The organism is Serratia sp. CY31944, from assembly GCF_052169175.1.
Classification (GTDB): domain Bacteria; phylum Pseudomonadota; class Gammaproteobacteria; order Enterobacterales; family Enterobacteriaceae; genus Serratia; species Serratia sarumanii.
This window is the reverse complement of the sequence record NZ_JBJNLG010000001.1, coordinates 385,959-408,260: the sequence shown is the minus strand read 5'-3', so window position 1 is coordinate 408,260 and position 22,302 is coordinate 385,959. Positions and strand designations below refer to the sequence as shown.

19 protein-coding genes are annotated in these 22,302 nt (G+C 63.3%); 9 read left to right on the top strand and 10 right to left on the bottom strand.

Annotation, left to right across the window (positions count from 1 at the left end):
* The first annotated feature begins 137 nt into the window (after positions 1–137).
* From ACJ8IN_RS01975 to umuC, 4 genes are all read left to right on the top strand, one after another.
* Entirely contained in the window at positions 138–650 is a 513-nt protein-coding gene (locus ACJ8IN_RS01975; RefSeq protein ID WP_047571520.1) for a sigma-70 family RNA polymerase sigma factor, read from the top strand.
* Positions 651–667: 17 nt separating this feature from the next.
* A complete protein-coding gene (locus ACJ8IN_RS01970) occupies positions 668–1,585 on the top strand; it encodes a FecR domain-containing protein (RefSeq protein WP_041035695.1) in 918 nt (305 codons plus the stop codon).
* A 219-nt stretch (positions 1,586–1,804) separates the two neighbouring features.
* Entirely contained in the window at positions 1,805–2,566 is a 762-nt protein-coding gene (locus ACJ8IN_RS01965) for an energy transducer TonB (RefSeq protein WP_052133511.1), read from the top strand.
* Positions 2,567–2,746: 180 nt separating this feature from the next.
* Positions 2,747–4,033 (top strand): translesion error-prone DNA polymerase V subunit UmuC, encoded by a 1,287-nt coding sequence (umuC, locus tag ACJ8IN_RS01960; RefSeq protein WP_308325848.1) that lies wholly within the window; start codon positions 2,747–2,749, stop codon positions 4,031–4,033.
* A gap of 8 nt (positions 4,034–4,041) precedes the next feature.
* Here umuC and ACJ8IN_RS01955 read toward each other — a convergent pair whose 3' ends face one another.
* The 5 genes from ACJ8IN_RS01955 to ACJ8IN_RS01935 all read right to left on the bottom strand — a co-directional run bounded on the left by ACJ8IN_RS01955 (position 4,042) and on the right by ACJ8IN_RS01935 (position 8,869).
* A complete protein-coding gene (locus ACJ8IN_RS01955; RefSeq protein ID WP_047571523.1) occupies positions 4,042–4,458 on the bottom strand; it encodes an RbsD/FucU domain-containing protein in 417 nt (138 codons plus the stop codon).
* A gap of 48 nt (positions 4,459–4,506) precedes the next feature.
* Entirely contained in the window at positions 4,507–5,268 is a 762-nt protein-coding gene (locus tag ACJ8IN_RS01950) for an SDR family NAD(P)-dependent oxidoreductase (RefSeq protein WP_308325847.1), read from the bottom strand.
* A gap of 21 nt (positions 5,269–5,289) precedes the next feature.
* A complete protein-coding gene (locus tag ACJ8IN_RS01945; protein ID WP_180555164.1) occupies positions 5,290–6,525 on the bottom strand; it encodes an MFS transporter in 1,236 nt (411 codons plus the stop codon).
* A gap of 271 nt (positions 6,526–6,796) precedes the next feature.
* The gene (locus ACJ8IN_RS01940) at positions 6,797–7,834 is read right to left on the bottom strand and encodes a LacI family DNA-binding transcriptional regulator (protein ID WP_060423751.1); all 1,038 of its coding nucleotides are present in this window, start codon (positions 7,832–7,834) and stop codon (positions 6,797–6,799) included.
* Between the two features lie 159 nt (positions 7,835–7,993).
* A complete protein-coding gene (locus tag ACJ8IN_RS01935) occupies positions 7,994–8,869 on the bottom strand; it encodes a cupin domain-containing protein (protein ID WP_048321737.1) in 876 nt (291 codons plus the stop codon).
* Between the two features lie 137 nt (positions 8,870–9,006).
* Here ACJ8IN_RS01935 and rclC point away from each other — a divergent pair, with 137 nt between their 5' ends.
* The 5 genes from rclC (at position 9,007) to sbmC (ending at position 12,886) form a co-directional block, all read left to right on the top strand.
* On the top strand, positions 9,007–9,579 hold the full coding sequence (gene rclC, locus ACJ8IN_RS01930; RefSeq protein ID WP_089185404.1) for a reactive chlorine resistance membrane protein RclC: 573 nt from the start codon (positions 9,007–9,009) through the stop codon (positions 9,577–9,579).
* Positions 9,580–9,614: 35 nt separating this feature from the next.
* Complete coding sequence (locus ACJ8IN_RS01925) at positions 9,615–10,031, top strand: DUF302 domain-containing protein (protein WP_049211955.1); 417 nt, start codon at positions 9,615–9,617, stop codon at positions 10,029–10,031.
* Between the two features lie 37 nt (positions 10,032–10,068).
* Positions 10,069–11,406 carry a reactive chlorine resistance oxidoreductase RclA gene (gene rclA / locus ACJ8IN_RS01920; protein WP_060423748.1) on the top strand — a complete coding sequence of 446 codons (1,338 nt, stop codon included), beginning with the start codon at positions 10,069–10,071 and terminating at the stop codon, positions 11,404–11,406.
* Positions 11,407–11,553: 147 nt separating this feature from the next.
* Positions 11,554–12,396 carry a tryptophan 2,3-dioxygenase gene (kynA, locus tag ACJ8IN_RS01915; RefSeq protein WP_033635042.1) on the top strand — a complete coding sequence of 281 codons (843 nt, stop codon included), beginning with the start codon at positions 11,554–11,556 and terminating at the stop codon, positions 12,394–12,396.
* A gap of 22 nt (positions 12,397–12,418) precedes the next feature.
* Complete coding sequence (sbmC, locus tag ACJ8IN_RS01910; RefSeq protein ID WP_060423746.1) at positions 12,419–12,886, top strand: DNA gyrase inhibitor SbmC; 468 nt, start codon at positions 12,419–12,421, stop codon at positions 12,884–12,886.
* Between the two features lie 191 nt (positions 12,887–13,077).
* Here sbmC and ACJ8IN_RS01905 read toward each other — a convergent pair whose 3' ends face one another.
* The 5 genes from ACJ8IN_RS01905 to tssF all read right to left on the bottom strand — a co-directional run bounded on the left by ACJ8IN_RS01905 (position 13,078) and on the right by tssF (position 22,299).
* Positions 13,078–15,006 (bottom strand): type VI secretion system Vgr family protein, encoded by a 1,929-nt coding sequence (locus tag ACJ8IN_RS01905; RefSeq protein ID WP_060423743.1) that lies wholly within the window; start codon positions 15,004–15,006, stop codon positions 13,078–13,080.
* A 142-nt stretch (positions 15,007–15,148) separates the two neighbouring features.
* The gene (locus tag ACJ8IN_RS01900; protein ID WP_060423740.1) at positions 15,149–16,585 is read right to left on the bottom strand and encodes a serine/threonine protein kinase; all 1,437 of its coding nucleotides are present in this window, start codon (positions 16,583–16,585) and stop codon (positions 15,149–15,151) included.
* Between the two features lie 49 nt (positions 16,586–16,634).
* Positions 16,635–19,289, bottom strand: coding sequence for a type VI secretion system ATPase TssH (tssH, locus tag ACJ8IN_RS01895; protein ID WP_060423737.1), 2,655 nt, complete (start codon positions 19,287–19,289; stop codon positions 16,635–16,637).
* A gap of 56 nt (positions 19,290–19,345) precedes the next feature.
* Positions 19,346–20,416 carry a type VI secretion system baseplate subunit TssG gene (gene tssG / locus ACJ8IN_RS01890; RefSeq protein ID WP_033647813.1) on the bottom strand — a complete coding sequence of 357 codons (1,071 nt, stop codon included), beginning with the start codon at positions 20,414–20,416 and terminating at the stop codon, positions 19,346–19,348.
* A complete protein-coding gene (tssF, locus tag ACJ8IN_RS01885) occupies positions 20,413–22,299 on the bottom strand; it encodes a type VI secretion system baseplate subunit TssF (protein WP_308325844.1) in 1,887 nt (628 codons plus the stop codon). The genes tssG and tssF overlap by 4 nt, the downstream gene beginning before the upstream one ends.
* Positions 22,300–22,302 lie beyond the last annotated feature (3 nt).

Genomic DNA, 22,302 nt, shown 5'->3' with positions numbered 1-22,302 from the left:
CTTTTCACGTTTTCTCTCCCGTATTTCCCTACTTTTTCGCCGTTTATAAATCATCAGCAATCGCTTGACACAGAAGTTACAATTTTAAAATAATAATAATTATCATTTTCAATCTCATTATCAATTGGTGTCACCGAATGGCAAGGAAAGAGGCCGCGGCAGCCAACGGGTTTGCTCAACAGCTTTACCTTGAGCACCACAGTTGGCTATGCCATTGGCTGAGACAGAAGGTCGGGTGCGCGCATCACGCCGAAGACCTGGCGCAGGATACGTTCATCAGTATTTTACTGAGCCCGCAGTTGCTCGCCATTCGGCAACCACGCCCCTTCCTGGCGACCGTGGCGCGCCGGCTGGTGGCGAATTATTACCGGCGTAAAACAATCGAAGAGAGCTATCTGCAGGCCTTGAGCGAGCTGCCGGCGATCGAGGCGCCCTCGCCGGAAGTTCGTCAACAAACCCTCGAAATGCTCGAACAGTTGGATCAGGCGTTGGACGGATTGCCGGCGCACGTCCGCGAGGCTTTCCTGTTGGCGCACCTGCAGGGCATGCGTTATTGCGACATCGCTGAACGTTTGCGAGTGTCGAGCAGCTCGGTGAAACAATATCTGCAGCGCGCCAATTTGCACTGTTTCTTTGCATTGGCGGCGTAACGGCAGGTGCGGAACCCATGATGGAATCGGATATCGATCGGCAGAGCGCGCGTGAGGCCGCCGCCTGGTTAACCCAGCTGATGTCGGAAGAGGCAAGCGACGCGGATAGGGAAAACTGGCGGCGTTGGTATCAGGCGAAACCGGAAAATGAACGCGCCTGGCGGCATATCGCCGCGTTTTCATCCCGTTTTTCTCTGCTTAACGGGGCGGCGGCGCAGCGTAGTCTGTCGCAGTTGCCAAACCCGCAACGCCGCCGGTTGCTGAGAAGCCTGGCGGCCATCGGCGTGGTAGGGTCGGTTGGCATCGGTTCTGGCGCGCTGCCATGGCGCCCCTGGCTGGCGGATTACCGCACGGCGGTGGGGGAGCAGCAAACCGTCGCGTTGGCGGATGGCGCGCAGTTGATGCTGAACACGCAAACGGCGGTCAACGTCAGCCGTCAGCAGGCCGCATTGCTGGAAGGTGAAATGATGGTGAATCTGCCGCCGGAAAGCGGCGCGTTGACGGTGAGGCTGCCGCAGGGCGAGATCGTGGCGCAGGCTGCTCGCTTCAGCGTTCGCCTGTGGGAAACCTACAGTGATATCGCCGTTTATCTTGGCAGGGTCACGATCCTTTCGCCGGCGCATCGGAACGCGGTGCTCAACGCCGGTCAGGGCGGCAGATTAAGCCGGCAAGGCATTGGCGATCCGTACCGCGTGACGCAAGAGCCCGGTTGGCGGCAAGGCATGCTGTTGGCCGACAACATGCGGCTGGACGACTTCCTGATGGAGCTGGGGCGTTATCGTCAGGGCGTTATTCGTTGCCGGCCGGAGGTCGCCGGCCTGCGGCTCTCCGGCGCGTTCCCGCTGGCTGACCCCGAACGCGTCATTGCGGCACTGCCCGGCGCGCTGCCGGTTAGGGTAAATATGCTGTCAAAATACTTCATTACCGTATCCTAAAGTTTTTTACTCTGCCATTAGGGTATTTCCTTTTCGTTTGGCCTGTTCTTTCTCGTTCCCTGCCCGGTGCCGCGTGCCTAAACGACCTTTCTGACATACCCCGACCGCCGTGACCGTTGCGTACGTTGGTCTGTTTCACGCTTAACCTGAGTATCGTTTTCCATGTTGAATCACAACGTATTACCTGCCGATTTATCTTCACCGCCTACAGGCGGGCGATTGCGCTGGGCTACCGCCAATGTGTTGGCGTTGGGTCTGCATGGTGCGTTGTTGCTTGGCCTTGGTTATCACCTGGTGCCACCGTTGCTGCCCGCGGCGCAACCGATGGTGTTGATGATGGTTGCCGAGCAGGCGGAATCGACCCCCAACGCAGAGCCGATGCCAACCGGCGTGCGCCAGGTGCAGGCGGTGGCGCAACGGCAGGCCAACCGGGAACCGGAGGCGGCGATGCCTCCGCTGATTCATGCACCGCGTGCGACGGAGCGGCAGAGCAAGGCCAAAGGGCAACGGAACGACCCCATCAGACCGAAGACGGAACCGCCGCGCCCAAGGCAAAAGGAACAGGAAAAAATAGCGTCTGCAAGCTCAATAGCATCAAGCACCAGCGCGCCGCCGTCTCTGGATGGAAAGCGTGTTGCCGCGCCGCAAACCAGCGTGGCGTCGCAGCCGAGCCAGGATGCCTCGGTCTGGAGCGGCCTGCTGTTGGCGCATTTGAGCCGTTTCAAACGCTACCCGGCCCTGGCGGTACGCCAACAGCGCCAGGGGGTTGTTCAGGTTGCCGTGACGTTGGATCGGCAGGGGAACGTGCTGGGCGTGAAGCTATTGAGATCGAGTGGGGTTGCTTCGCTGGATCGGGAGGCGCTTCAGTTACCGCAGCGCGCTTCTCCACTGCCCACGCCCGGCAACGAGATCGCAGCGGGGCAGGCGGAATTCAGCGTGACCATTCCGATTCGTTTCGATCTGCGGGAAGTTCGCCGTTAATGAAAAACTCGGCTCCAGGTAAACGGAGGCCGAGTTAAAAGCCAAAGCGCATCAAACGGATAGCAGCGATGGGGTGGTTTCTACTTGATCGTCGCCAGAAAAATACAAATACTGTATGCATGAACAGCAATCTGGTGCCGTTATGAATAACAACCCACTGACGATGAAAGGTCGGTAACCATGTTCGCCCTGGTAGACGTCAACAGCTTCTATGCCTCCTGCGAGACCATCTTTCGGCCCGATCTGCGCGGGCGGCCGGTGATCGTGCTGTCCAACAACGACGGCTGCGTGATCGCCCGCAGCGCCGAGGCGAAGGCGCTGGGCGTGCCGATGGGCGCGCCTTATTTCAAGATCAAAGAGGAGATGCGCCGCCGCAACGTCGCGGTGTTCTCCTCTAACTACGCGCTGTACGCCGATATGTCCCGTCGGGTGATGGACACGCTGGAAGAGATGGCGCCGGCGGTGGAGATCTACTCGCTGGACGAAGCCTTTCTGCGGCTGGACGGCGTGGCGCATTGCGAAGCGCTGGAGCCGTTCGGCCAGCGGGTGCGCGATCGCATCCGGCGCGAGCTGCATTTAACGGTCGGGGTCGGCATTGCGCCGAGCAAAACGCTGGCCAAACTGGCCAACTTCGCCGCCAAGAAATGGCGCGGCACCGGCGGCGTGGTGGATTTATCCGATCCGGCGCGCCAGCGCAAGCTGCTGGCGCTGATCCCGGTGGAAGAGGTATGGGGCGTGGGGCGCCGCCTGACTCGCCAGCTGCAGGCGATGGGCATTCACACCGCGCTGCAGCTGGCGGACTGCGATACCCGGCTGGCGCGTAAAACCTTCAGCGTGGTGCTGGAGCGCACGATACGCGAGCTGCGCGGCGAGTCGTGCCTGCAATGGGAAGATGAGGCGGCGGCGAAAGAACAGATCATCTGTTCCCGCTCGTTCGGCCAGCGGTTGACGCACTACCCGCACATGCGCGAGGCGATCTGCAGCTACGCCGAACGCGCCGCCGAAAAGCTGCGGCAGGAAAAGCGCTACTGCCGCAACGTGTCGGTGTTTATCAAAACCAGCCCGCATTCGGCGGGCGAAGGGTATTACAGCAATATGGGCACCGCCCGGCTGCAAACCCCGAGCAACGACAGCCGCGACATCATCGCCATGGCGGTGCGTGCGCTGGAAAGTATCTGGCAGGAAGGGCGACGTTACCTGAAGGGCGGCGTGGTGCTGGGGGATTTCAGCGCCGCCGCCATGGCGCAGATCGATCTGTTCGACGACTGCCCGCCGCGCCGCAACAGCGAGCGGTTGATGGCGACCCTCGATCGCCTGAATCAGGAAGGGCGCGGGCGCGTGTGGTTCGCCGGGCAGGGGATCGTCAAGCCGTGGCAAATGAAGCGCGAAATGCTGTCGCCGGCCTACACCACCCGGCTGGCAGACATACCGGTGGTGCGGCTGGGGGCGTTTTCAGATGGAAAATAATTCGCGTGTCACCCCCCCGGCGCCACCGTCAGCAGCAGGTTGGCGAAGCGGCGCTGTTCGCCGGAGGCGATCACCAGCAGCGTCCGATCCGATTTGACCGCGGCGTAAAACGCCTCGCGCGGCAGATGTTCGACCGGGCACTGCGCCGGCAGCAGCTGCCGGTATTCGGCTTCGATGGTGTTGGTGAAGTCCGGCGGGCAGGCCATCATCGTGGCGCTTTCCACGTTGATGCAGGCCAGCAGCTTTTCCAGGACCGGCGGGGCGGCGAGCGTGCCGGGCGCCAGGTTCAGATAGACCACGGTGGCGTCTTTCGGCGCGTGGGTCACGCAGGCATAGTTGCCGTCGGCGATCAGCACCTGGGTCTTATGCCCGCATTGCGCCAGCGCGGCGAGCAGCGGCGGGTGGGTGATGGCGGATTTAATCATAAAGCGATACCTGAATAGGGGGCGGCAGTCTTGCCGCCCGCGGTTGAACTACATGCGGTAGATGCCGCCGTTGATGTCGAGGGTAGCGCCGGAGATGAAGCCATCGTATTCCGCCGCCAGGAAGGCGATGGCGCGCGCCACGTCGTCCGGCGTGCCTGCACGGCCCAGCGGGATGGCGCGAACGGTTTCCTCCGCCGATTCTTGGGTGGTGTGGCGATTATGGAAACGGGTGCCGAGGATCAGGCCGGGCGCCACCGCGTTCACCCGGATGCCGTGCTCGCCCAGTTCCGCCGCCAGCGAGCGCGTCCAGGTGAGCACCGCACCCTTGGTGGCGGAATAGACCAGCGAGCCGGAGTGCCCGCCGGCGCGGCCGGCCTGCGAGGCCAGGTTGACGATGCTGGCGCCGTTTGCCGCCTTCAGGAACGGCAGTGCGCTCTGGGTCACGTTCAGCATGGTGGTCATGTTCACGTCGATCACGGTTTGCCAGAAGGCGCGGTCGATCTCGCCCAGCCATTTGCGCCCGACGATGCCGCCGACGTTATTGACCAGAATGTCGATGCCGCCGAGAAACTCGGCGCCGGCCGAAACGCAGCGCCGCGTTTCGTCGCTATCGATGAGATCGGCGTAGCCGTAAGCGGCCTTTTGCCCCAATGAATGGGCCAGTGCCACCAGCGCTTTGGGGCCGCTTTCGTCGCTGTGATAGTGAAAATAGATGTCGCAACCGGCCTTGATCAGCCGCTCTGCGGTGGCGCGGCCGATGCCCTGTTCCGCCCCGGTGATAAACACCTTTTTGCCCGCAAGATCGCCCATGATTGACTCCTTATTGGTTCGTTAAGTATTGATGACGCCTTCACGCTGTTTCGCGCAGTAGAAAATGCAGATCAACCCGGTGGCCAGCAGGCACGAGGCCAGGAAAAACAGCCCCGGCGCGCTGCTGCCGGTCAGATCGTTCAACACGCCCACCGCATAAGGCGCGACGAAGCCGCCGATATTGCCGATGCAGCTGACCACCGCCAGCCCGGCTGCCGCGGCCGCGCCGGTGGAAATATTGGCGGGCATGGATAAAAACGGCGGTACGGCGGTGTAGATGCCGATGGCGGCGATGCACAGGAACGACAGCGCGACGAGCGGATCGTATTTAAAAAATGTCACCGCCCCCATCAGGCCGATGGCGGCGAGCACCATGCTGAGGCCGGCGAACACGCCGAGCTTTTTGGTTTTGCTGGCCCACAGGCTCCACGGATACACCAGCAGCGCGGCCAGGCCGTAGGGAATGAGCGCCAGCAGGCTGACGCGGAAGATATCGCCGCCGGAGAGGGCGGTAATGATCGACGGCAGCCAGGTGCCGAAGCCGTAAATGCCGCACACCATGCCGAAGTTGAGCAGTGCGTAGAGCAGGTATTTCTTGTTTTTCATCCCTTTCAGGAAGTCGCCCAGCGTGATTTTAGAGCCGGATTTGGAGCGGCCGGCGTTGCTCATCAGCCAGGCCTTTTCCTCCACGTTCAGATAGCCGATGTCCTTGGGCGAGTTCTTGATCAGGAACGGGATCAGCAGGCCGATGACGATCGGCGGCAGCCCTTCGAGGATAAACAGCAGCTGCCAGGGAGCGAACCCGAACCAGTCATGCTGAATATTGAGAATAAAGCCGGAAATCGGCGAGCCGACGGCGTTGGACAGCGGCTGGACGATGATGAACATGCCGAGAATTTTGGTGCGGTATTTTTCCGGGAAGAACACCGTAAAGTAATACACCACCGAGGGAAAGAATCCGGCTTCGCATACGCCCAGCATAAAACGGCAGATATACAGCTCCAGCGGCGTGTGCGCAAAGCCGAGCAGGGTCGCGAAGATGCCCCAGGAAATTAATATTCTGGCGAACCAGATGCGCGGGCCGAATTTAATGGTGCCGGCGTTGCTGGGTATTTCAAACAGGAAATAGCCGATAAAGAAAATCCCGGAGGCGAAGCCGAAGGCCGAGGCGGTCAGGCCCAGGTTATCTTCCAGCGCTTTGGCGGCGTAGGCCATGTTATTGCGATCGAGAAACGCCAGGAAATACAATAAAATCATGAGGGGGACAATATGCAGCGTCAATTTCCTGATAGCGCTGCGTTCAATATCCTGCGGCTTGCTTATTTTCATTTTGATATTTCCAATGTGGTTAATCGGAATAATAGAGGCCCGGCCCATAATCCTGAGCTGAACGTTAAATAACGGCATGACGCTGATTCATTGAGGCGCGGGCATCCCTTAAGCGCGACGGCCTTTTCCTTTGTTTTTGGCTGACACCGATCCGGACGATGCCGCGGCGCATCGCCTGGGGAAGACGCTGTTATTTCATTTAGCCGGCGGCTTTGACCGAGCGCCGGCTGATGACCGTCGGCGGGAAGAGAAACTCGCCGGGCGGTTGCGCATCATCGTTGATGCGGCCGATCAGGCGCTCGACCATCAGCTGCGCCATCTCCGCCAGCGGCGGCCTGACGGACGTCAGCCCCGGTTCGGCCAGGCCGGCCAGCGCGATATTGTCGATGCCGATTACCGAGATGTCTGCGGGTACCTGGACGCCGGCGGCGCGCAGCCCCACCATCAGCCCGATGCCCAGCGCATCGTTAATCGCCACGATGCCGTCCGGGCGCGGCGTCAACGCGAGCACGCGCGGCGCCAGCGTCAGCCCCAACTCGAACATTTCCGTGTCGCCGTAGGCGCTGTTGGCTTTGCCTTCGATCACCCGTTGGCGTTCGCTCAGGCTGTGCCCCTGCGCACTTAGAAAACCGTCGATCTTGTGGCTGCGCCCGACGGTCAGCGTCGCTTCGGTGGCGAACACAATGTGTCGGCAGCCGCGTTCGAGCAGGTGCTGCGCGGCCAGGCGCCCGGCAGCGATATTATCCATCGATACGCTGTCGAACAGCCGGGTATCGGTGGCCATCTGCTCGGCGAACGGGCTGTCGTAGCTGACAATCTTCATGCCTCGCTCGGCGGCCCGAACAAAATGGGTCTGGCGAATGTCGCTCGCCGCCACGATGATGCCGCGCACGCCATGCAGGAACATATCGTCGATAAACGCGGCCTCTTCCTGTTCCTGGCGGTAGGCGTTGCCGAGCAGGACGCGGTAGCGATAAGCCCGCGCCGCGCCGTCGACCGCATGCGCCAGCGCTGAAAAGCTCGGGTTGACGATCGATGGCAGCAGCAGGCCGATGATCTTCGCCTGCGGCGCGGGCACCGCCGCCGTTCGGGCCGGCCGATACCCCAGGGTCGCCATCGCTTGTTCGATGCGCTCACGGGTCTGCGCGCTCATCTGGTGGCTGCGGTTATTCAGCAGGTTCGACACGCTGCTGATGGACACGCCGGCCAACCGCGCGACATCTCGAATATTTGCCATTTGCCGATACCTTGCTGCCTGCCGTTAGCCTGCAATCTATAAGGGAAGACAGGCGCAGGCAAGCCGCAACCGGGGCGAAACCCGCATGGGATCGCGCATTTGTGAGAGTTGTCAGGCGGCGGCCGAGTTGTTTACTAAACAGTAAGGCGGGGTGGGAGGTTACGCCGGGATCGGGCAAGCGTCCGGCGGCGCATCGGCGGCCTGCTGGCGGAATTTTCCCGGCGTCAGGCCGAAGTGGCGGGTGAAGGCTTTGTGCAGCGCCACCTCCGACGAATAGCCGGCCTGTTCGGCGATACGGCTCAGCGGCAACGCCTGGCGCGCCAGCAGCCGGGCCGCCAGCTGCATGCGGATGGCGGTAAGGGCCTGCAGCGGCGTTTGCTGCGTGACCTGACGAAAGACGCGGGCGAAGTTGGCGCGCGACATGTGGGCCTGTTTGCTCAGTTCAACCAGCGTCCAGGGATGTTGCGGGCGGCGCAGCATCTGTTCAACCACGTTGCCCAACTGCGGATGCAGCAACGCGGCGACCAGATTGCCGCTCTGATTTGGCTGGGCCAGCCAGGCGCGGATCGCCAGCGCGAACAGCAGCGCCATGGTCTGGCTGACAATGGCGTTGTGCCCCTGGCCCTGTTGGCTGAACTCATCGCTCAGCAGCTGGCCGGTCGCCTGCAGCAGCGCCAGCCGCCCCTGTTGGCGGCTGTTGAACAGCAAACATTCCGGCAGGCTCGCCAGCAGCGGCGACGCGCTGTGCGGCAAGATTTGCACGCCGCACAGCAGGTGCGTGGCGCTGTCGGCCCTCTCCGGCAGCAGGCGGTGGGCGGAGTTGTGCGGCAAGAACAGCAGGCTGCCTTGCTCCAGCGGCACCGGCCGGCCGCCGGGGATCTCCAGCCGACAGCTGCCCGCCAGCACCATGTGCCAGCGGATCTGACTCCACTCCCCGGCGGCATGCGGCGAGCGCCACTCGCCGCTGAAATGGCAATCGCGCGCCACATAACCGCGCATGTCGTTAAGCATCAACAGTTGGCTGAGCGGATCCATTTTGAGACTCCTGGCTAAGAAGTTGATTGTTTCGGCAATGGGCCGGCGTAATGCGAAACACTAAGATCGGTTCGATAGTGCAGCGATGCGGAGGGCGCCGCTGCGATGCATGAGTTATCAATGACATGGAGCCGGTAATGAAAATACTATTCTTTCTGAGCAAGGGCGACAAGCTGGGATTAACGCTGATTCGCCTCAGCATCGCCATCGTTTTCTTATGGATTGGCCTGCTCAAATTCATCCCTTACGAAGCGGACAGCATCACGCCGTTCGTCGCCAACAGCCCGCTGATGTCGTTTTTCTATGACATGCCGCAGGACTATCAGGCGCACCTGACGCACGAAGGCGAACTGAACCTCGCCGCCCGCGCCTGGCAGCAGGCCAACAATACCTATGGCTTCTCCAACGGCCTGGGCGTGGTGGAGGTGGCGATCGCGCTGCTGGTGCTGGCCAACCCGTTCTCCAAATGGCTGGGGCTATTGGGCGGCATGCTCTCCTTTTGCACGCCGCTGGTGACGCTGACCTTTTTGATCACCACCCCGGAGGCCTGGGTGCCCGCGCTGGGCGATGCGCATCACGGTTTCCCTTATCTCTCCGGCGCCGGGCGCCTGGTGCTGAAGGACACGCTGATGCTGGCGGGCGCGGTGATGATCATGGCGGATTCGGCGCGCAGTTTGCTCGAGAAACAGTGGCGGGGGAAGGTCGCATGAGCGTCATGAACCGGGCTGTGGCCGGCAGCCTGATGATGCTGGCCTGTTCTGCCGTGGCGGAGGGGACGATGGGGCAAGAAACCCGAACGGTAGAGAGCGCCTACGCTTATCAGCAAACGCGTCAGCGCATTATCAGCACGGCCGAGCAGAAGGGCGTGACGCTGTTCGCCGAGTTCGATCACGCGAAAGCGGCGCGTGAGCATCATCTGACGATGCCGCCCACCACGGTGCTGGTGCTGGGCAACCCGCTGGCGGGCACGCCGCTGATGCTGGCGCGGCCGGCGTTGGCGCTGGATCTGCCGTTCAGGGTGCTGATTGCGCAAGACGAACGGGGCAAAACGCAGGTCAGCTACCACCCGGCGGAAAGTCTGAAGCGGAGCGCCGGGGCCGACGAACGACAGATTGCGGCGCTGAGGCCGCTGGAGCGGTTAGTTGAGGCCGCAATACGCTGATTGACCGGCGATGAACATCACGAGACGAGGCGACACAATGTACGATTATCAGGCGATTATCATCGGTTTTGGCAAGGCCGGCAAAACGTTGGCGGCCTTTCTGGTCGGGCAGGGATGGCGCGTGGCGATGGTGGAGGCGTCGGCGCAGATGTATGGAGGCACCTGCATCAACATCGGCTGCATCCCGACCAAAACGCTGGTGCATGATGCCGAGCTTCACGGGCCGGGCGAACAGGCGTTCAGCCAGGCGATGGCGCGCAAGCGGCAGGTGACCGGCCTGCTGCGGGAGAAAAATTATCAAAACCTGGCAGGGCTTGAACAGGTCACGGTGATCGACGGACGGGCGGAGTTTATCGATTCGCATCGCATCAGCGTGCAGGGCGCGGCGGGAACGCAGGTGCTGAGCGGCGAGCGCATCTTCATCAACACCGGGGCCGTCAGCCGCTGGCCGGCGATCGACGGGTTGGATCGCTCGCAGCGGAGTTACGACAGCACCGGCCTGCTGCAGTTGACGCAGCGGCCCGCGCGGTTGGGCATTATTGGCGGCGGTTATATCGGGCTGGAGTTCGCTTCGATGTTCGCGCAGTTCGGCAGCGCCGTGACGGTATTCGAAGAGGCGGATGCGTTGCTCGGCCGGGAAGACCGCGATATGGCGCAGGCGATACAGCAAATCCTGAGCGACGCCGGGGTCAGCTTCACGTTTAACGCCGGCGTGAAGCAGGTGCGCGATGTGGAAGGGGGCGTTGAGGTAGTGCATCAGGGCGGCGTGCAGTCGTTCGATGCGCTGCTGGTGGCGGCCGGGCGCGCGCCGAACACCGCAGGTTTGCAGCTGGCGCGCGCCGGCGTTGAGACGGATGAGCGCGGCGCCGTGCGGGTGGACGCGCAGCTGCGCAGCAGCGTGCCGCATATTTGGGCGCTGGGGGACGTCAACGGCGGGCCGCAGTTTACCTATATCTCGCTGGACGATTTCCGCATTGTGCGCGACAGCCTGTTCGGCGCGGATAAACGCAGCACGGCCGATCGCGGCGCGGTGCCTTACTCGGTGTTCATCACCCCCAGCTTCTCGCGTATCGGCCTCAGCGAAGATCAGGCCCGGCAGCAGGGGCGCGACATTAAGGTCGCCACGCTGCCGGCGGCGGCGATCCCGCGCGCCCGCGTGCTGGGCGACACGCGCGGCCTGCTGAAGGCGGTGGTCGATGCGCAGACCGGGCAGATCCTCGGCGTGGCGCTGCTGTGCCGCGATGCCCACGAGATGATCAACATCGTCAAAACGGCGATGGACGCCGGGCTGCCCTATACCCGGCTGCGCGATCAGCTGTTCACCCACCCGACCATGAGCGAGTCGCTCAATGACCTGTTTGGGCTGATAGGGTAAAGCGGGGCGAGAGGGGCGGCGCAGATGAGTGAGATCTGCGAAGCACCTCTCGTTTATCGCCCTTCGGGGCGGCGGGTTCTGTACTATTGTTTTCTCTTTGCGGCACGTTCCAGGCCGATGGGGCGCTGGGCGCAACGGAGATCACAGATGAACAAACGGGAATTAGAAAGCGCGATTGTCACCGATTTTTCCAAACGCATGAGCTACGGCGACTACCTGTGCCTGGACCAACTGCTGGACTGCCAGCACCCGCTCTCCAACCCGCCGCATCATGATGAAATGCTGTTCGTGATACAGCACCAAACCTCCGAGCTGTGGATGAAGCTGATGCTGCATGAGCTGCAGGCGGCGCTGCGGCTGGTGCAGCAGGACAAACTCAGCCACTGCTTCAAAATCCTGGCGCGCGTCAAACAGATCCAGCGGCTGCTGTTCGAACAGTGGGCGGTGCTGGAAACGCTGACGCCGTCGGAGTACGTCGAGTTTCGCGACGTGCTGGGCAGCTCGTCGGGCTTCCAGTCGCACCAATATCGCTCGATCGAGTTCCTGCTCGGCAACAAGAATGCGGCGATGCTGGCGGTGTTCAGCAGCGACGCGGAAAAACACGCCGCGTTGAAGGCGATCCTCGAAGCGCCAAGCCTGTACGACGAATACTTGCTGTACCTGGCGCGCCACGGTTTGCCGATCCCGCAGGAGTGCCTCGAGCGCGACTGGACGCAGCCCTACCAACGCAACCCGGATCTGCTGCCGGCGTTCAAAGTGATCTACGACAACCCGCAAACCTACTGGGAAGCTTATGAAATGGCGGAGAAGCTGGTGGATATCGAAGAGAGCTTCCACCTGTGGCGCTTCCGCCATATGAAAACGGTGGAGCGGATCATCGGCTTTAAGTCGGGCACCGGCGGTTCCAGCGGCGTCAGCTTCCTGAAAAAGGCGTTGGATCTGACCTTTTTCCCCGAGCTGCTGGACGTGCGCACCGAAATCGGCGCCTGAGACAATGTGAGGGGGAAGGGCGATGAGCGTGAGGATTATCGATAAGGCGGCGGAGAAGGTGGTGGGGGTGAGAGTCGTGGGGCCGTATCCGCAGACGATCCCCCAGGGCTCGCGGCAACTGCTGGCATGGCGGCAGCGCCACGGCGTGCCGTTCGGCAAATGGCTGGTGCTGTATTGGGACGATCCGGCGGAAGTGGCGCCGGAAAAGCTGCGCGCCGACGTGGTGATGAGCGTGGCGGACGATTTCGCGCTGCCGGCGGGCAGCGAGGCCGTTACCGTGCAGACGCTGCCCGCCGGGCAGTACGCGGTTTACCACGTACGCATCAGCGATGGCGACTTCGAGCGGGTGTGGGGCGAGTTCTACCAGAAGCTGTTGCCGGCCAGCGGCTATCAGCCGGTTGAGGGGGTAAGCTATGAGCACTATCTCAACGACTGCGAAGCCGACGGCTATTTCGACCTCGATATTTACCAGACGGTGAAGAAGTGGTGAGGGGGCGTTGATGATAAGGAAGGCTGAAGCGATGAACGGGACAGCTTCAGCCCGTTGTTTTGGCTAAACGTCGGTGACCTTGCCGCCAGCGCATTCACCTCCTTGCCAAAAGGGGTTACAGCGGCAGCCGGTTTTGCCGGCGCCGCCGCCCGAAAGCCGGCGTTAACCGGCTTTCCCTGCGTGCCACTTGGCTACTCTTTAGGGAACAGCTGATCGACGGCGCTCTGGATCGCCGCCTGATGGCCGCCGCCCGGCGCGGCGGTGCGCGCGGCGCCGCCGGGCTGGTTGAGATCCAGCTGGCCGCCGGTATTGATCTCCCCGTCCTCTTTCACCGTGATATTGAAGCTGGTGCCGGTGATGTTGATTTGGCCGTTCGCCAGCAGCTCGATCACGCTTTCGCCGCACTCCAGCCGCAGCGATTCGCCGGAGCCGAGGGTAAAGGCGTTGACCACGGCGTCGCTGCGCGTTTTGCCGGTCAGCGCGGAGGCCTCGCCTTTGACGCCGCTGGCCTGATTGAACACCACCCGTTTGATCTGGTTGCCGCCCACCAGGTGGGTGTGGTCGTTAGCGATGCTGTGGCTCTCATCGTTTTTGACCTGGGTGTCCATGTTGCGTTCTGCCTGGATCCACACCTGTTCGGCGCCGGCCTTGTCTTCGAAACGCAGGGCGTTGGCGTTGTCGGCGGTGCCATCCTTGGAGCGGCTCATAAAGCCCATTTGGGTGGCGGCGGCCGGCAGCGCCCACGGCGGCATGCTGGCTTCGTTATAAACGCGTCCGGTGACGATCGGCCGATCCGGATCGCCGTTGATAAAGTCCACCACCACTTCGTCGTTGACGCGCGGGATCTGCACGCCGCCGTAGCCCTGGCCAGCCCAGGCGCTGGAGACGCGCACCCAGCAGGAGCTGCCGTCGTCCTTCGGCCCGAAGCGGTCCCAGTGGAATTTCACCTTGATGCGGCCGTATTTGTCGGTCCAGATTGACTCGCCGGCCGGGCCGACCACCCGGGCAGTCTGCGGCCCGTGGGTTTTCGGCCAGGTGGCCTGCTGCGGCGGGTGCCAGGGCACGTCCGCCGGCAGCACGGTGAAGTCGATACGGTGTTCGCTGCTCTGATCGTCGCCGCTGGCGTAGCGGTTCTCTTTCAGATGGTAGTTGGCCTGCAGCGTCAGGTACTCGCGGTTGTCGTCGGCGTGCGGGGCGTTATACAGCGTAAAGGTGCTGCCGGGAGCGATGCCCCTCGCGGTGGCGGTGCCCCGGATCTGCTGATGCTCTGCCTGCCAGGCTTCCTGGCGCACGCGGGCGTAGAACTCCCCCTGCTGATGCTCGGTGTAGCGGCCCGGCCAGTCGTAGACATCGATCTGCCCCGGCGTCGGCGAGACCGGGTTTTGCCGCGCCTGGAACAGCCAGGCGTTCGGCTTGCGGAAATCGTAGTCGTCCAGGCTGTAGATGCCCGGCGTGACGCGATCGGACAACGTCCACTGGCTGATGCCTTCCTCGCTGGTGCTGCCGCCGGACGGCGTCAGGTGGTAGGGGATCATCTCGTAGCCGGGATAGGGCTGGTGGTGGTGGGGCGCATCCCCGAGCACCAGCGTGTGTTTGCCCATCTCGTGTTTGAAATAGTAATAGATGCCCTCCAACTCCATCAGGCGGCTGATGAAGTTGAAGCTGCTTTCGTTGTACTGCACGCAGTAGCCCCACAGGCGATAGTCGCCGGTCAGCTGATCTTCCAACTGCACGTTGTGCTCCGCCAGCAGAGTCTTGACGATCTGCGGCACCGTTTGTTCCTGGAAGATGCGGAAGTTGCGATCCTTGGTCATTGGCCACAGATCCGGCTGTACGTGCAGGTTATACACCGCGTAGCGCGTACCGCCGATCTCTTCGCTGCTGACGGCGATGGCGGTGATCTTGCCATTCAGGTAGCGCGGGGCGCTGAGAAAGCCCTGAGTCGGGATCTCCAGCGTCAGCGGTTGGCCGAGCAGCGCTTTGCGATCGAGCCGCGCGTCGGTGCTCAGCAATTCAATAGAGAAGTCGAAAGGGGTGGAAAGCGCCTCGATACCGTCCAGCGAGCGGAACAGCAGCTGCTCCTGGCCCAGCGGCGTGTGCGCAATAATGCGATCCAACATGAGAACATCCTCTGTGATTGACGTCGTGCCCTGCATACCCCGACGTTGCAGCGGCCTTGCCGCGCGGCCAATGATGGTGGGCAGTGGTGCGTCAGTCTCATGAAAAAGGGGAACCCCCGCGGCGGCGGGGGGCAGAACGGGATTAACCGGCGGTGGCCGGATTGACCAGCCAGGTGCCGGCGTTGTCGATGCTGAGTTGCTGCTGGCGGAGCCGATCGTTGTGGCGGATCTCCAGCTGATAACGGCCCGGCGCCAGATTCAGGCTGGCGAAGCCGTTTTCGCCCGGCGTCACTTGTTGCGGCTTGCCGTCGAGGCTGACCTGTTCGCCCGGCTGCAGTTTGAAGTACACCAGCGCCACCGGCTGCGCCGCCTTTTGCGGTTCCACCGGCGCAGATGGCGCGATTTGCGGCGCGCTCGGCTGCTCCGTCAGGGTTTTCTGCGCCGGTGACGTCTCGGTGTTTTGCGCTACGGCCGGGGTATCATCCTGGCCGCCGCTCAGCCAGGCGACGGCGCCGATCGCCAGCAGCGCCGCGACGCCGGCGCCGGCCATCATCGGCCGCGAGAATTGGGTGCTGCGCGCGGTAACGGCGCCGGCGGCTGCGGCGGCGGCAGCCGGGTTGGCGGCCACCAGCAGGTTCTCCGGCGCGGCGGCCGGGGTGCTGATGATTTCGTTCTCATCGGCGATCGGCAGATGCAACAGCTCGGCCATTTCATCGATGGTCTGCGGGCGGTCTTCCGGTTTCAGCGCCAGCGCGCGGTCGACGGTGCGCAGCAGCTCCGGCGAGTAGCCGGCGGGGCGGCGCTCGGCCAGCGGCTGATAGCTGTCTTCGATGCTGCGCACCACGCTGACCGGCGGCGGCGAACCGACGATCAGCGTGTGCAGCACGGCGCCCAGCGCATAAATATCGGTCCAGGGCCCCTGTTCGCCGTCGCTGTTCTCGGTGTACTGCTCGATCGGCGCGAAACCCGGTTTCAGCATGATTTCCGTTTCGTCCGACAGGTTGCCGATCTCTTTGCGCGCCGACCCGAAGTCCAGCAGCACCGGCAGCTGGCTCTCCTGAATTTGGATGTTATCCAGCGAGATGTCGCGGTGCAGGTAGCCTTCCTGATGGATGGTGTTGATGGCGCTGAACAGCGGCGGCAGCAGCCGCCGGATCCACGCCTCGTCGATTTTCTCCGGCTGCTGCGCCTGCAGGTTCTTCAGCGTGGTGCCGCTGTAAAACTGGGTGCCCATGTAGGCGGTGCCGTTCTCTTCCCAGAAGCGCAGCACGTGCAGCAGGCCGGGGTGCGAGAAGCGCGCCAGCAGGCGCGCCTCCTGAATAAAGCTGTTCAGCCCGGCCTGGAAGGTTTTGCCGAAGCGCTCGCCGCGCAGCCCGATGCTGAGATCGTCGTTGCGTTTCGCCAGCGAGGTCGGCATGTATTCTTTGATGGCGATGGTGCGTTCCAGTTGGTGATCGTAGGCGCGGTAGACGATGCCGAAGCCGCCTTCGCCGATCGCTTCCTGGATCTCGAATTCGTTGAATCGATAGCCGCTCGGCAGGCTGTTCGAATTCGGTTTGGTTATCCCGGTTCCCGACATAGTGATGACTCTCTGTGTTCAAAGGGCCGCCGCCTCGGCGGCCGTGGCGTTATGCCTGAAATTGACAAATGAATTCGTTGTTGTGCAGCGCGATATGCAGCTGGCGATAGCGCTGGTCGTTGGCGCTGCCGGTCAGCAGGGTGTGGCTGATCTGCGGCAGCAGGGTGTTGGTCAGGATGGCGTCGACCATGCGGCCGCCGGACTCCACCTCGGTGCAGCGGCTGACGATCTGCTCGATGACCGCGTCGTCGAAGGTGCAGACGATGTCGTGATTCTCCGCCAGGCGACGCTGGATGCGGCCCAGCTGCAGGCGCACGATGTTGCCCAGCGTGGCGTCGGTCAGCGGGTAATACGGCACCACCAGCAGGCGGCCGAGCAAGGCGGCCGGGAACACCGACAGCAGCGGCTGGCGCAGCGCGCTGCTCAGCGCATCCGGCTCAGGCAGCAGCTCCGGATCGCTGCACAGTCCGGCGATCAGATCGGTGCCGACGTTGGAGGTCAGGATGATGATGGTGTTGCGGAAATCGATATGGCGGCCTTCGCCGTCCTCCATCCAGCCCTTGTCGAACACCTGGAAGAAGATTTCATGCACGTCCGGGTGCGCCTTCTCGATTTCGTCCAGCAGCACCACGCTGTAAGGACGGCGGCGCACCGCCTCGGTCAGCACGCCGCCTTCGCCGTAGCCGACATAGCCCGGGGGCGCGCCTTTCAGCGTCGAAACGGTGTGCGACTCCTGGAATTCGCTCATGTTGATGGTGATGACGTTCTGCTCGCCGCCGTACAGGGTTTCCGCCAGCGCCAGCGCGGTTTCGGTCTTGCCGACGCCGGACGGCCCGGCCAGCAGGAACACCCCGACCGGCTTGTTCGGATCGTCCAGCCGCGCCCGCGAAGTGCGCACCCGGCGGGCGATCAGATCCAGCGCATGGCGTTGGCCGATCACGCGCTGGTTCAGGGTGTCGGAGAGTTGCAGCACCGCCTCAATCTCGTTTTTCACCATGCGGCCCAGCGGGATGCCGGTCCAGTCGGCCACTACCGCCGCCACGATGTTGGCGTCGACGGCGGCGAAGATCAGCGGCGCTTCGCCCTGCAGCGCGCTCAACTGCTGCTGCAGTTCGCCCAACTGGGCACGCAGCGCGTCGGCGTCAGGGCCAGCCTGCGTCTCTTCGTCGGCAGGCTCCGCTTCCTGTTGGTGCAGCTGTGCGCGCAGTGTGATGATCTCTTGGATCAGCGCCAGCTCCTGCTGCCAGCGGTCGGTCAGCTGTTCCAATTCCTGGCGCAGCGCGGTCAGCTGGGCTTCAATCTCCTGCGGGCGCAGGGGATCGCCGATGCCGACCTTGGCCTCGCGGCGGGCGATATCCAACTCTATCTGCAGCGCATCGATGCGGTGGCGGCAGTCTTCGACCTGAGCAGGCTCGGCATGCTGGCTGACCGCCACGCGCGCGCAGGCGGTATCCAGCAGCGCCACCGCCTTGTCCGGCAACTGGCGGGCAGGAATATAGCGATGCGAAAGCCGCACCGCGGCGTCCACCGCTTCATCCAGCAGCAGCACGCGGTGGTGTTGCTCCAGCGGGCTGACGGTGCTGCGCAGCATCAGCAGCGCTTTGTCTTCGCTCGGTTCATGCACCTGCACCACCTGGAAACGGCGGGTGAGCGCCGGATCCTTCTCGATGTATTTCTTGTATTCCGACCAGGTGGTGGCGCCGAGGGTGCGCAGCTGGCCGCGCGCCAGCGCCGGTTTCAGCAGGTTGGCGGCGTCGCCGGTACCCTGGGCGCCGCCGGCGCCGATCAGGGTGTGAATTTCGTCGATAAACAGGATGATCGGCGTCGGGCTGGACTGCACTTCGTCGATCACCGCCTGCAGCCGTTTTTCAAACTCGCCTTTGACGCCGGCGCCGGCCTGCAGCATGCCGATGTCCAGCAGGCACAGTTTCACGTCGCGCAGCTGCGGCGGCACGTCGCCGGCCACGATGCGCAGCGCCAGGCCTTCCACCACCGCGGTTTTCCCGACGCCGGCCTCGCCGGTCAGCAGCGGGTTGTTCTGGCGGCGGCGCATCAGGATATCGATGATTTGCCGGATCTCCTCATCGCGGCCGGCCACCGGGTCGATCTCGCCGTTGCGCGCTCTGGCGGTCAGATCCTGGGCATACTGCGCCAGCACGCTTTCACCGCTGCGCGCCGCGCCGGATACGTTCTCGGCGCTGCTTTCCGCCGGCGCATCCTGGGCGTTTTCCGCCGAGTGAGCGGTGATGGCGGCGAACTGCTCCATCAACAGATCGGCGTTGATGCGCTCGAACTGCGGGGAAATGGCCTTCAGCAGATGGCGCAGGCTGTAGGTTTTCAGGATGCCGAGCAGCAGGTGGCCGCCGCGGATGCGCGCCGCGCCGAATTTCAATGAGCCATAGACCCAGGCGCGTTCTACCGCGCTGTCGATGTGCTCGGACAGATCGGAAATGGCGCTGGCGCCGCGGGGCAGGCGATCGAGCGCCTCGACGATATCGCGCGCCAGCTGCGCCTCGTCCAGCGCGAAGTGGCGGACGATCTGCTGCAGATCGCCGTCCGGCGATTGCATCAGCTGATGCAGCCAGTGCGCCAGTTCGACGTAGGGGTTACCGCGCAGCTTGCAAAACGCCGTCGCACTTTCCAGAGAGGTGAATAACAGGCTATCCAGTTTGCCAAATAATACCGAGCGGCTGATTTCAGACATGGTTTTCCTCAGGTCTCAGAGTGGCCTGGCGCCGCAGGGCGCCGGCCGAAATAGGGTCAGAACGGATTTTCCAGCGGTTCAGGGCTGAAGATCAGATCGTCGAGATCGCGTTGCCGCCGATCGTCGGCCAGCCAGCTGCTCAGGCCCAGTCGCTGCGCGCCGCCGAGCTGGATGCCGTGCGCCTGTTCCTTCGCCAGGATCAGGCGCACTTCCCAGACGAACTCGATGCCCAGATATTGGCGCACCCAGTCGCGCAGCTGCCGGCACAGGTCGGCGCCGGGCAGGAAGCGGTCATAGTCTTGCTGCGGCATCGGGCCCAGCTCGATGCGGAATTTGTGCTGAATATCGCGCACCGCGATGCCGAGAAAGGCCGACTCGCCGAGCCGCGGCGCACCGCGCCCGGCCTTGAGCCGAGCTTGTTCGCGCGGTTCCACCCGCAGCCAGTGCGGCACGTTTTCGACGATGCGCACCGGCACCTTGAAATACTGCTGCAAAATCTTGCTCAGGCCTTCCGGATCGCGGCTGTGGCGAATCAGATGACCGGCCATAAAATGTTTAGCGTGGGCGTTGATGCTGTCGCGTTCCTGCTGCGCCGGCTGGCCGATGCCGATCAGGCTCGACAGGTATTCGTCGAAGCGCCGGTTGTCCGGGCGATCCAGCGACACCGTCGGCTGCGCGTCGGCCCAGGCGCGGTAAAACAGCAGCGTCAGCCGGTGATGGAACAGGTTGGTGAACGCCAGCAGGGTGGTGTCCTGGTGGTGGTACACCCGTTCGCGCACGTATTCGGTCAGGTGCAGCGGCAGCGGCCCGTTGGGGCCGAACAGACCGAAGCTGAAGATCGAGACGTCGTGCAGCGGGCTGTTGGCGCGCGGCGCCACCTGCGCCAGCGTGGAGGGCGCGAACGACAGCGACGGCTCCTGGCCCAGGCGCAGCATCTCGTGGCGCGGCAGCGGCGCGCGCCCCAGCAGGTAAGGCTGGCCGCCCTGGGCGTCGATGCGGCGCAGCAGCTGAAACAGATCGTGCTTGTAAGGCGCGCTGCGCAGCCGCGGCCAGAAGTCGTCCGGCAGGCGATACAGCGCGTTGATCTGCGGCGGCGCCAGTTCGGTGGCAATCATCTCCGCACTCATATCAGCGTCCTTTTGCCCATGCGCGCCTGCCAGTGGGCGATTTCGCCGCGCTGCTGGCTGGAGAGCGTCATCTCGGTGAAGGTGTTCATCGCCACCAGGCGCGAGAACAGGCGCTCCAGCACGCTGCCGAGTAGATAAGGGCTGTTGCCGGAGAACGCCTGCTCATCGACCGTCAGATCGATGGCGATGCCGCGCGCGAACACGATGGGGCCCGGCTCCGGCACTCGCCGATAGACCGGCCGCAGGTTGCAGTGGCGCACGCCCTGGATCTGTTTGGCGATCGCCGGCTCGCTCAGGTTGCCGTACAGCCCCAGCAGCTGGCGCAGGCTGGCGGCGCCCTGTTCCGGATCGCCGTCCATCATGCTGAGGTAGTTCAGCTGCAGCTGGCTGATCAGCCGCCAGGTGATCATGCCTTCGGCCAGCGCCGGGCGCGGCGGGGTGGGGCCTTTGCGCAGCGAGACCTGCTTGATCGGGATCGAATCGGGCATCACGAAGTTGCCCTGATCCTGTTGCAGCAACATCAACGGCAGGTCGCGGCTGGTGCACAGCACGTCGGCGGTGAGGTATTTCAGATCGCTGTGCCACGGCGATTGCCGCTCGTCCACCAGCGACACGAACACTTCCGAACCGGCATAGCCGGTGCGGGTGCCGTAGCGGCGGGCGTGCTCCGACAGCGTGCGCTGTTCGCGCCGCAGCGAGAAGTAGGCGCCATAGTTGCCGTCGTCCGCGCTCAGGGTGCTGTAAAACGGCCGAAACTCTTGCTCGTAGCGTTTTTCGCTGGCGCTGCCGCCGAGCCGCTGCACCGAGAACACTTCGTAATCCAGCGGCCGGATATTGTCGACCACCAGATGGTATTCGTGGTTTTTTTCGTTGATCGCGATGCGTTCGGCGACCTTCGGAAACAGGTTGATCACCGGCGTGCAGTGCAGCGCCAAATGGGCGGCGTCGACCACTCGCTCCAGCGCGGCGTCGTGCCGATCCAGCAGCACCACGATTTCGAACTGGCGCAGCGCCTTTTTCCCTTCGCGCACGCTCTGCAGCAGCGGGCGCAGGCCGTTGACGCTGAAGAACTGGAAGCGCGCCGGGAAGGCGAAGTACTCCTGCAGCAGCCGGTAGCCTTCGAAGTTGCGCAGGTCGTTGGGCAGCAGCGCCTGTTCGGCGGCGAAGCCCTCCTGCCGCAGCCCGTCCAGCGCCAGCGCCCGCCGCTGCGGCTGCGCCTCCACCGTTTGGCAGACAAGCCCGACGCTGTGCTGCATCAGCAGTTCCAGCAGCTGCTGCGCCTGCATGTCCGGCCCGGCCAGGTAAAACATCAGCTGGTCTAGCTGCAGGTTGTTGAGCGTCACGCTTTCGTAGCACTCGAGACGAATGCGCAGCGCGCTGACGCAGCCGCTGTGCTGCAGCCCCAGCGAGGCCAACGGGATATCGGCCGGAATGCCGCCCAGCTCGACGCCGGCGATGCGCACCGGCTGCAGCGTGACGTCATGGGCGGTGGCGTAGCTGCAGGTGATGCCGCTTTTCTTCAGCGTCTGGCTGTCCATCATGGTGCCGCGCGGCACCACGAAACCGTTGCTGATGTCACCTTTGCTGCTGTCCGGCTGCAGTTCGGCGATCGCCATCGACGGCGTCGGCGACAGGTAGTTGGGGTAGATGATCTCCAGCAAGCGCTGAGAAAAGCGCGGGAACTCGGCGTCCATTTTCAGCTGCACGCGCGAGGTGAGGAAGGCGAAGCCCTCCATCAGGCGCTCGATATAAGGATCCGCCACGTCGATGCCGCGCATGCCGAGACGGCCCGCGACCTTCGGGTACTGTTCGGCGAACTCGGCGCCCATCTCGCGCAGATAGGCCAGCTCGCGGTTGTAATAGTCTAAAAGTTTACTGTCCATCGC

Bases quoted from the DNA above. Each gene is read 5' to 3' on its own strand.
- ACJ8IN_RS01935 (WP_048321737.1), bottom strand. From the start codon at position 8,869: ATGGATCCGCTCAGCCAACTGTTGATGCTTAACGACATGCGCGGTTAT.
- tssG (WP_033647813.1), bottom strand. From the start codon at position 20,416: ATGAGTGCGGAGATGATTGCCACCGAACTGGCGCCGCCGCAGATCAAC.
- ACJ8IN_RS01925 (WP_049211955.1), top strand. From the start codon at position 9,615: ATGCTGGCCTGTTCTGCCGTGGCGGAGGGGACGATGGGGCAAGAAACC.
- rclA (WP_060423748.1), top strand. From the start codon at position 10,069: ATGTACGATTATCAGGCGATTATCATCGGTTTTGGCAAGGCCGGCAAA.
- ACJ8IN_RS01975 (WP_047571520.1), top strand. From the start codon at position 138: ATGGCAAGGAAAGAGGCCGCGGCAGCCAACGGGTTTGCTCAACAGCTT.
- ACJ8IN_RS01970 (WP_041035695.1), top strand. From the start codon at position 668: ATGATGGAATCGGATATCGATCGGCAGAGCGCGCGTGAGGCCGCCGCC.
- ACJ8IN_RS01940 (WP_060423751.1), bottom strand. From the start codon at position 7,834: ATGGCAAATATTCGAGATGTCGCGCGGTTGGCCGGCGTGTCCATCAGC.
- ACJ8IN_RS01905 (WP_060423743.1), bottom strand. From the start codon at position 15,006: ATGTTGGATCGCATTATTGCGCACACGCCGCTGGGCCAGGAGCAGCTG.
- tssF (WP_308325844.1), bottom strand. From the start codon at position 22,299: ATGGACAGTAAACTTTTAGACTATTACAACCGCGAGCTGGCCTATCTG.
- ACJ8IN_RS01945 (WP_180555164.1), bottom strand. From the start codon at position 6,525: ATGATTTTATTGTATTTCCTGGCGTTTCTCGATCGCAATAACATGGCC.
- ACJ8IN_RS01900 (WP_060423740.1), bottom strand. From the start codon at position 16,585: ATGTCGGGAACCGGGATAACCAAACCGAATTCGAACAGCCTGCCGAGC.
- kynA (WP_033635042.1), top strand. From the start codon at position 11,554: ATGAACAAACGGGAATTAGAAAGCGCGATTGTCACCGATTTTTCCAAA.
- rclC (WP_089185404.1), top strand. From the start codon at position 9,007: ATGAAAATACTATTCTTTCTGAGCAAGGGCGACAAGCTGGGATTAACG.
- umuC (WP_308325848.1), top strand. From the start codon at position 2,747: ATGTTCGCCCTGGTAGACGTCAACAGCTTCTATGCCTCCTGCGAGACC.
- sbmC (WP_060423746.1), top strand. From the start codon at position 12,419: ATGAGCGTGAGGATTATCGATAAGGCGGCGGAGAAGGTGGTGGGGGTG.
- tssH (WP_060423737.1), bottom strand. From the start codon at position 19,289: ATGTCTGAAATCAGCCGCTCGGTATTATTTGGCAAACTGGATAGCCTG.
- ACJ8IN_RS01955 (WP_047571523.1), bottom strand. From the start codon at position 4,458: ATGATTAAATCCGCCATCACCCACCCGCCGCTGCTCGCCGCGCTGGCG.
- ACJ8IN_RS01950 (WP_308325847.1), bottom strand. From the start codon at position 5,268: ATGGGCGATCTTGCGGGCAAAAAGGTGTTTATCACCGGGGCGGAACAG.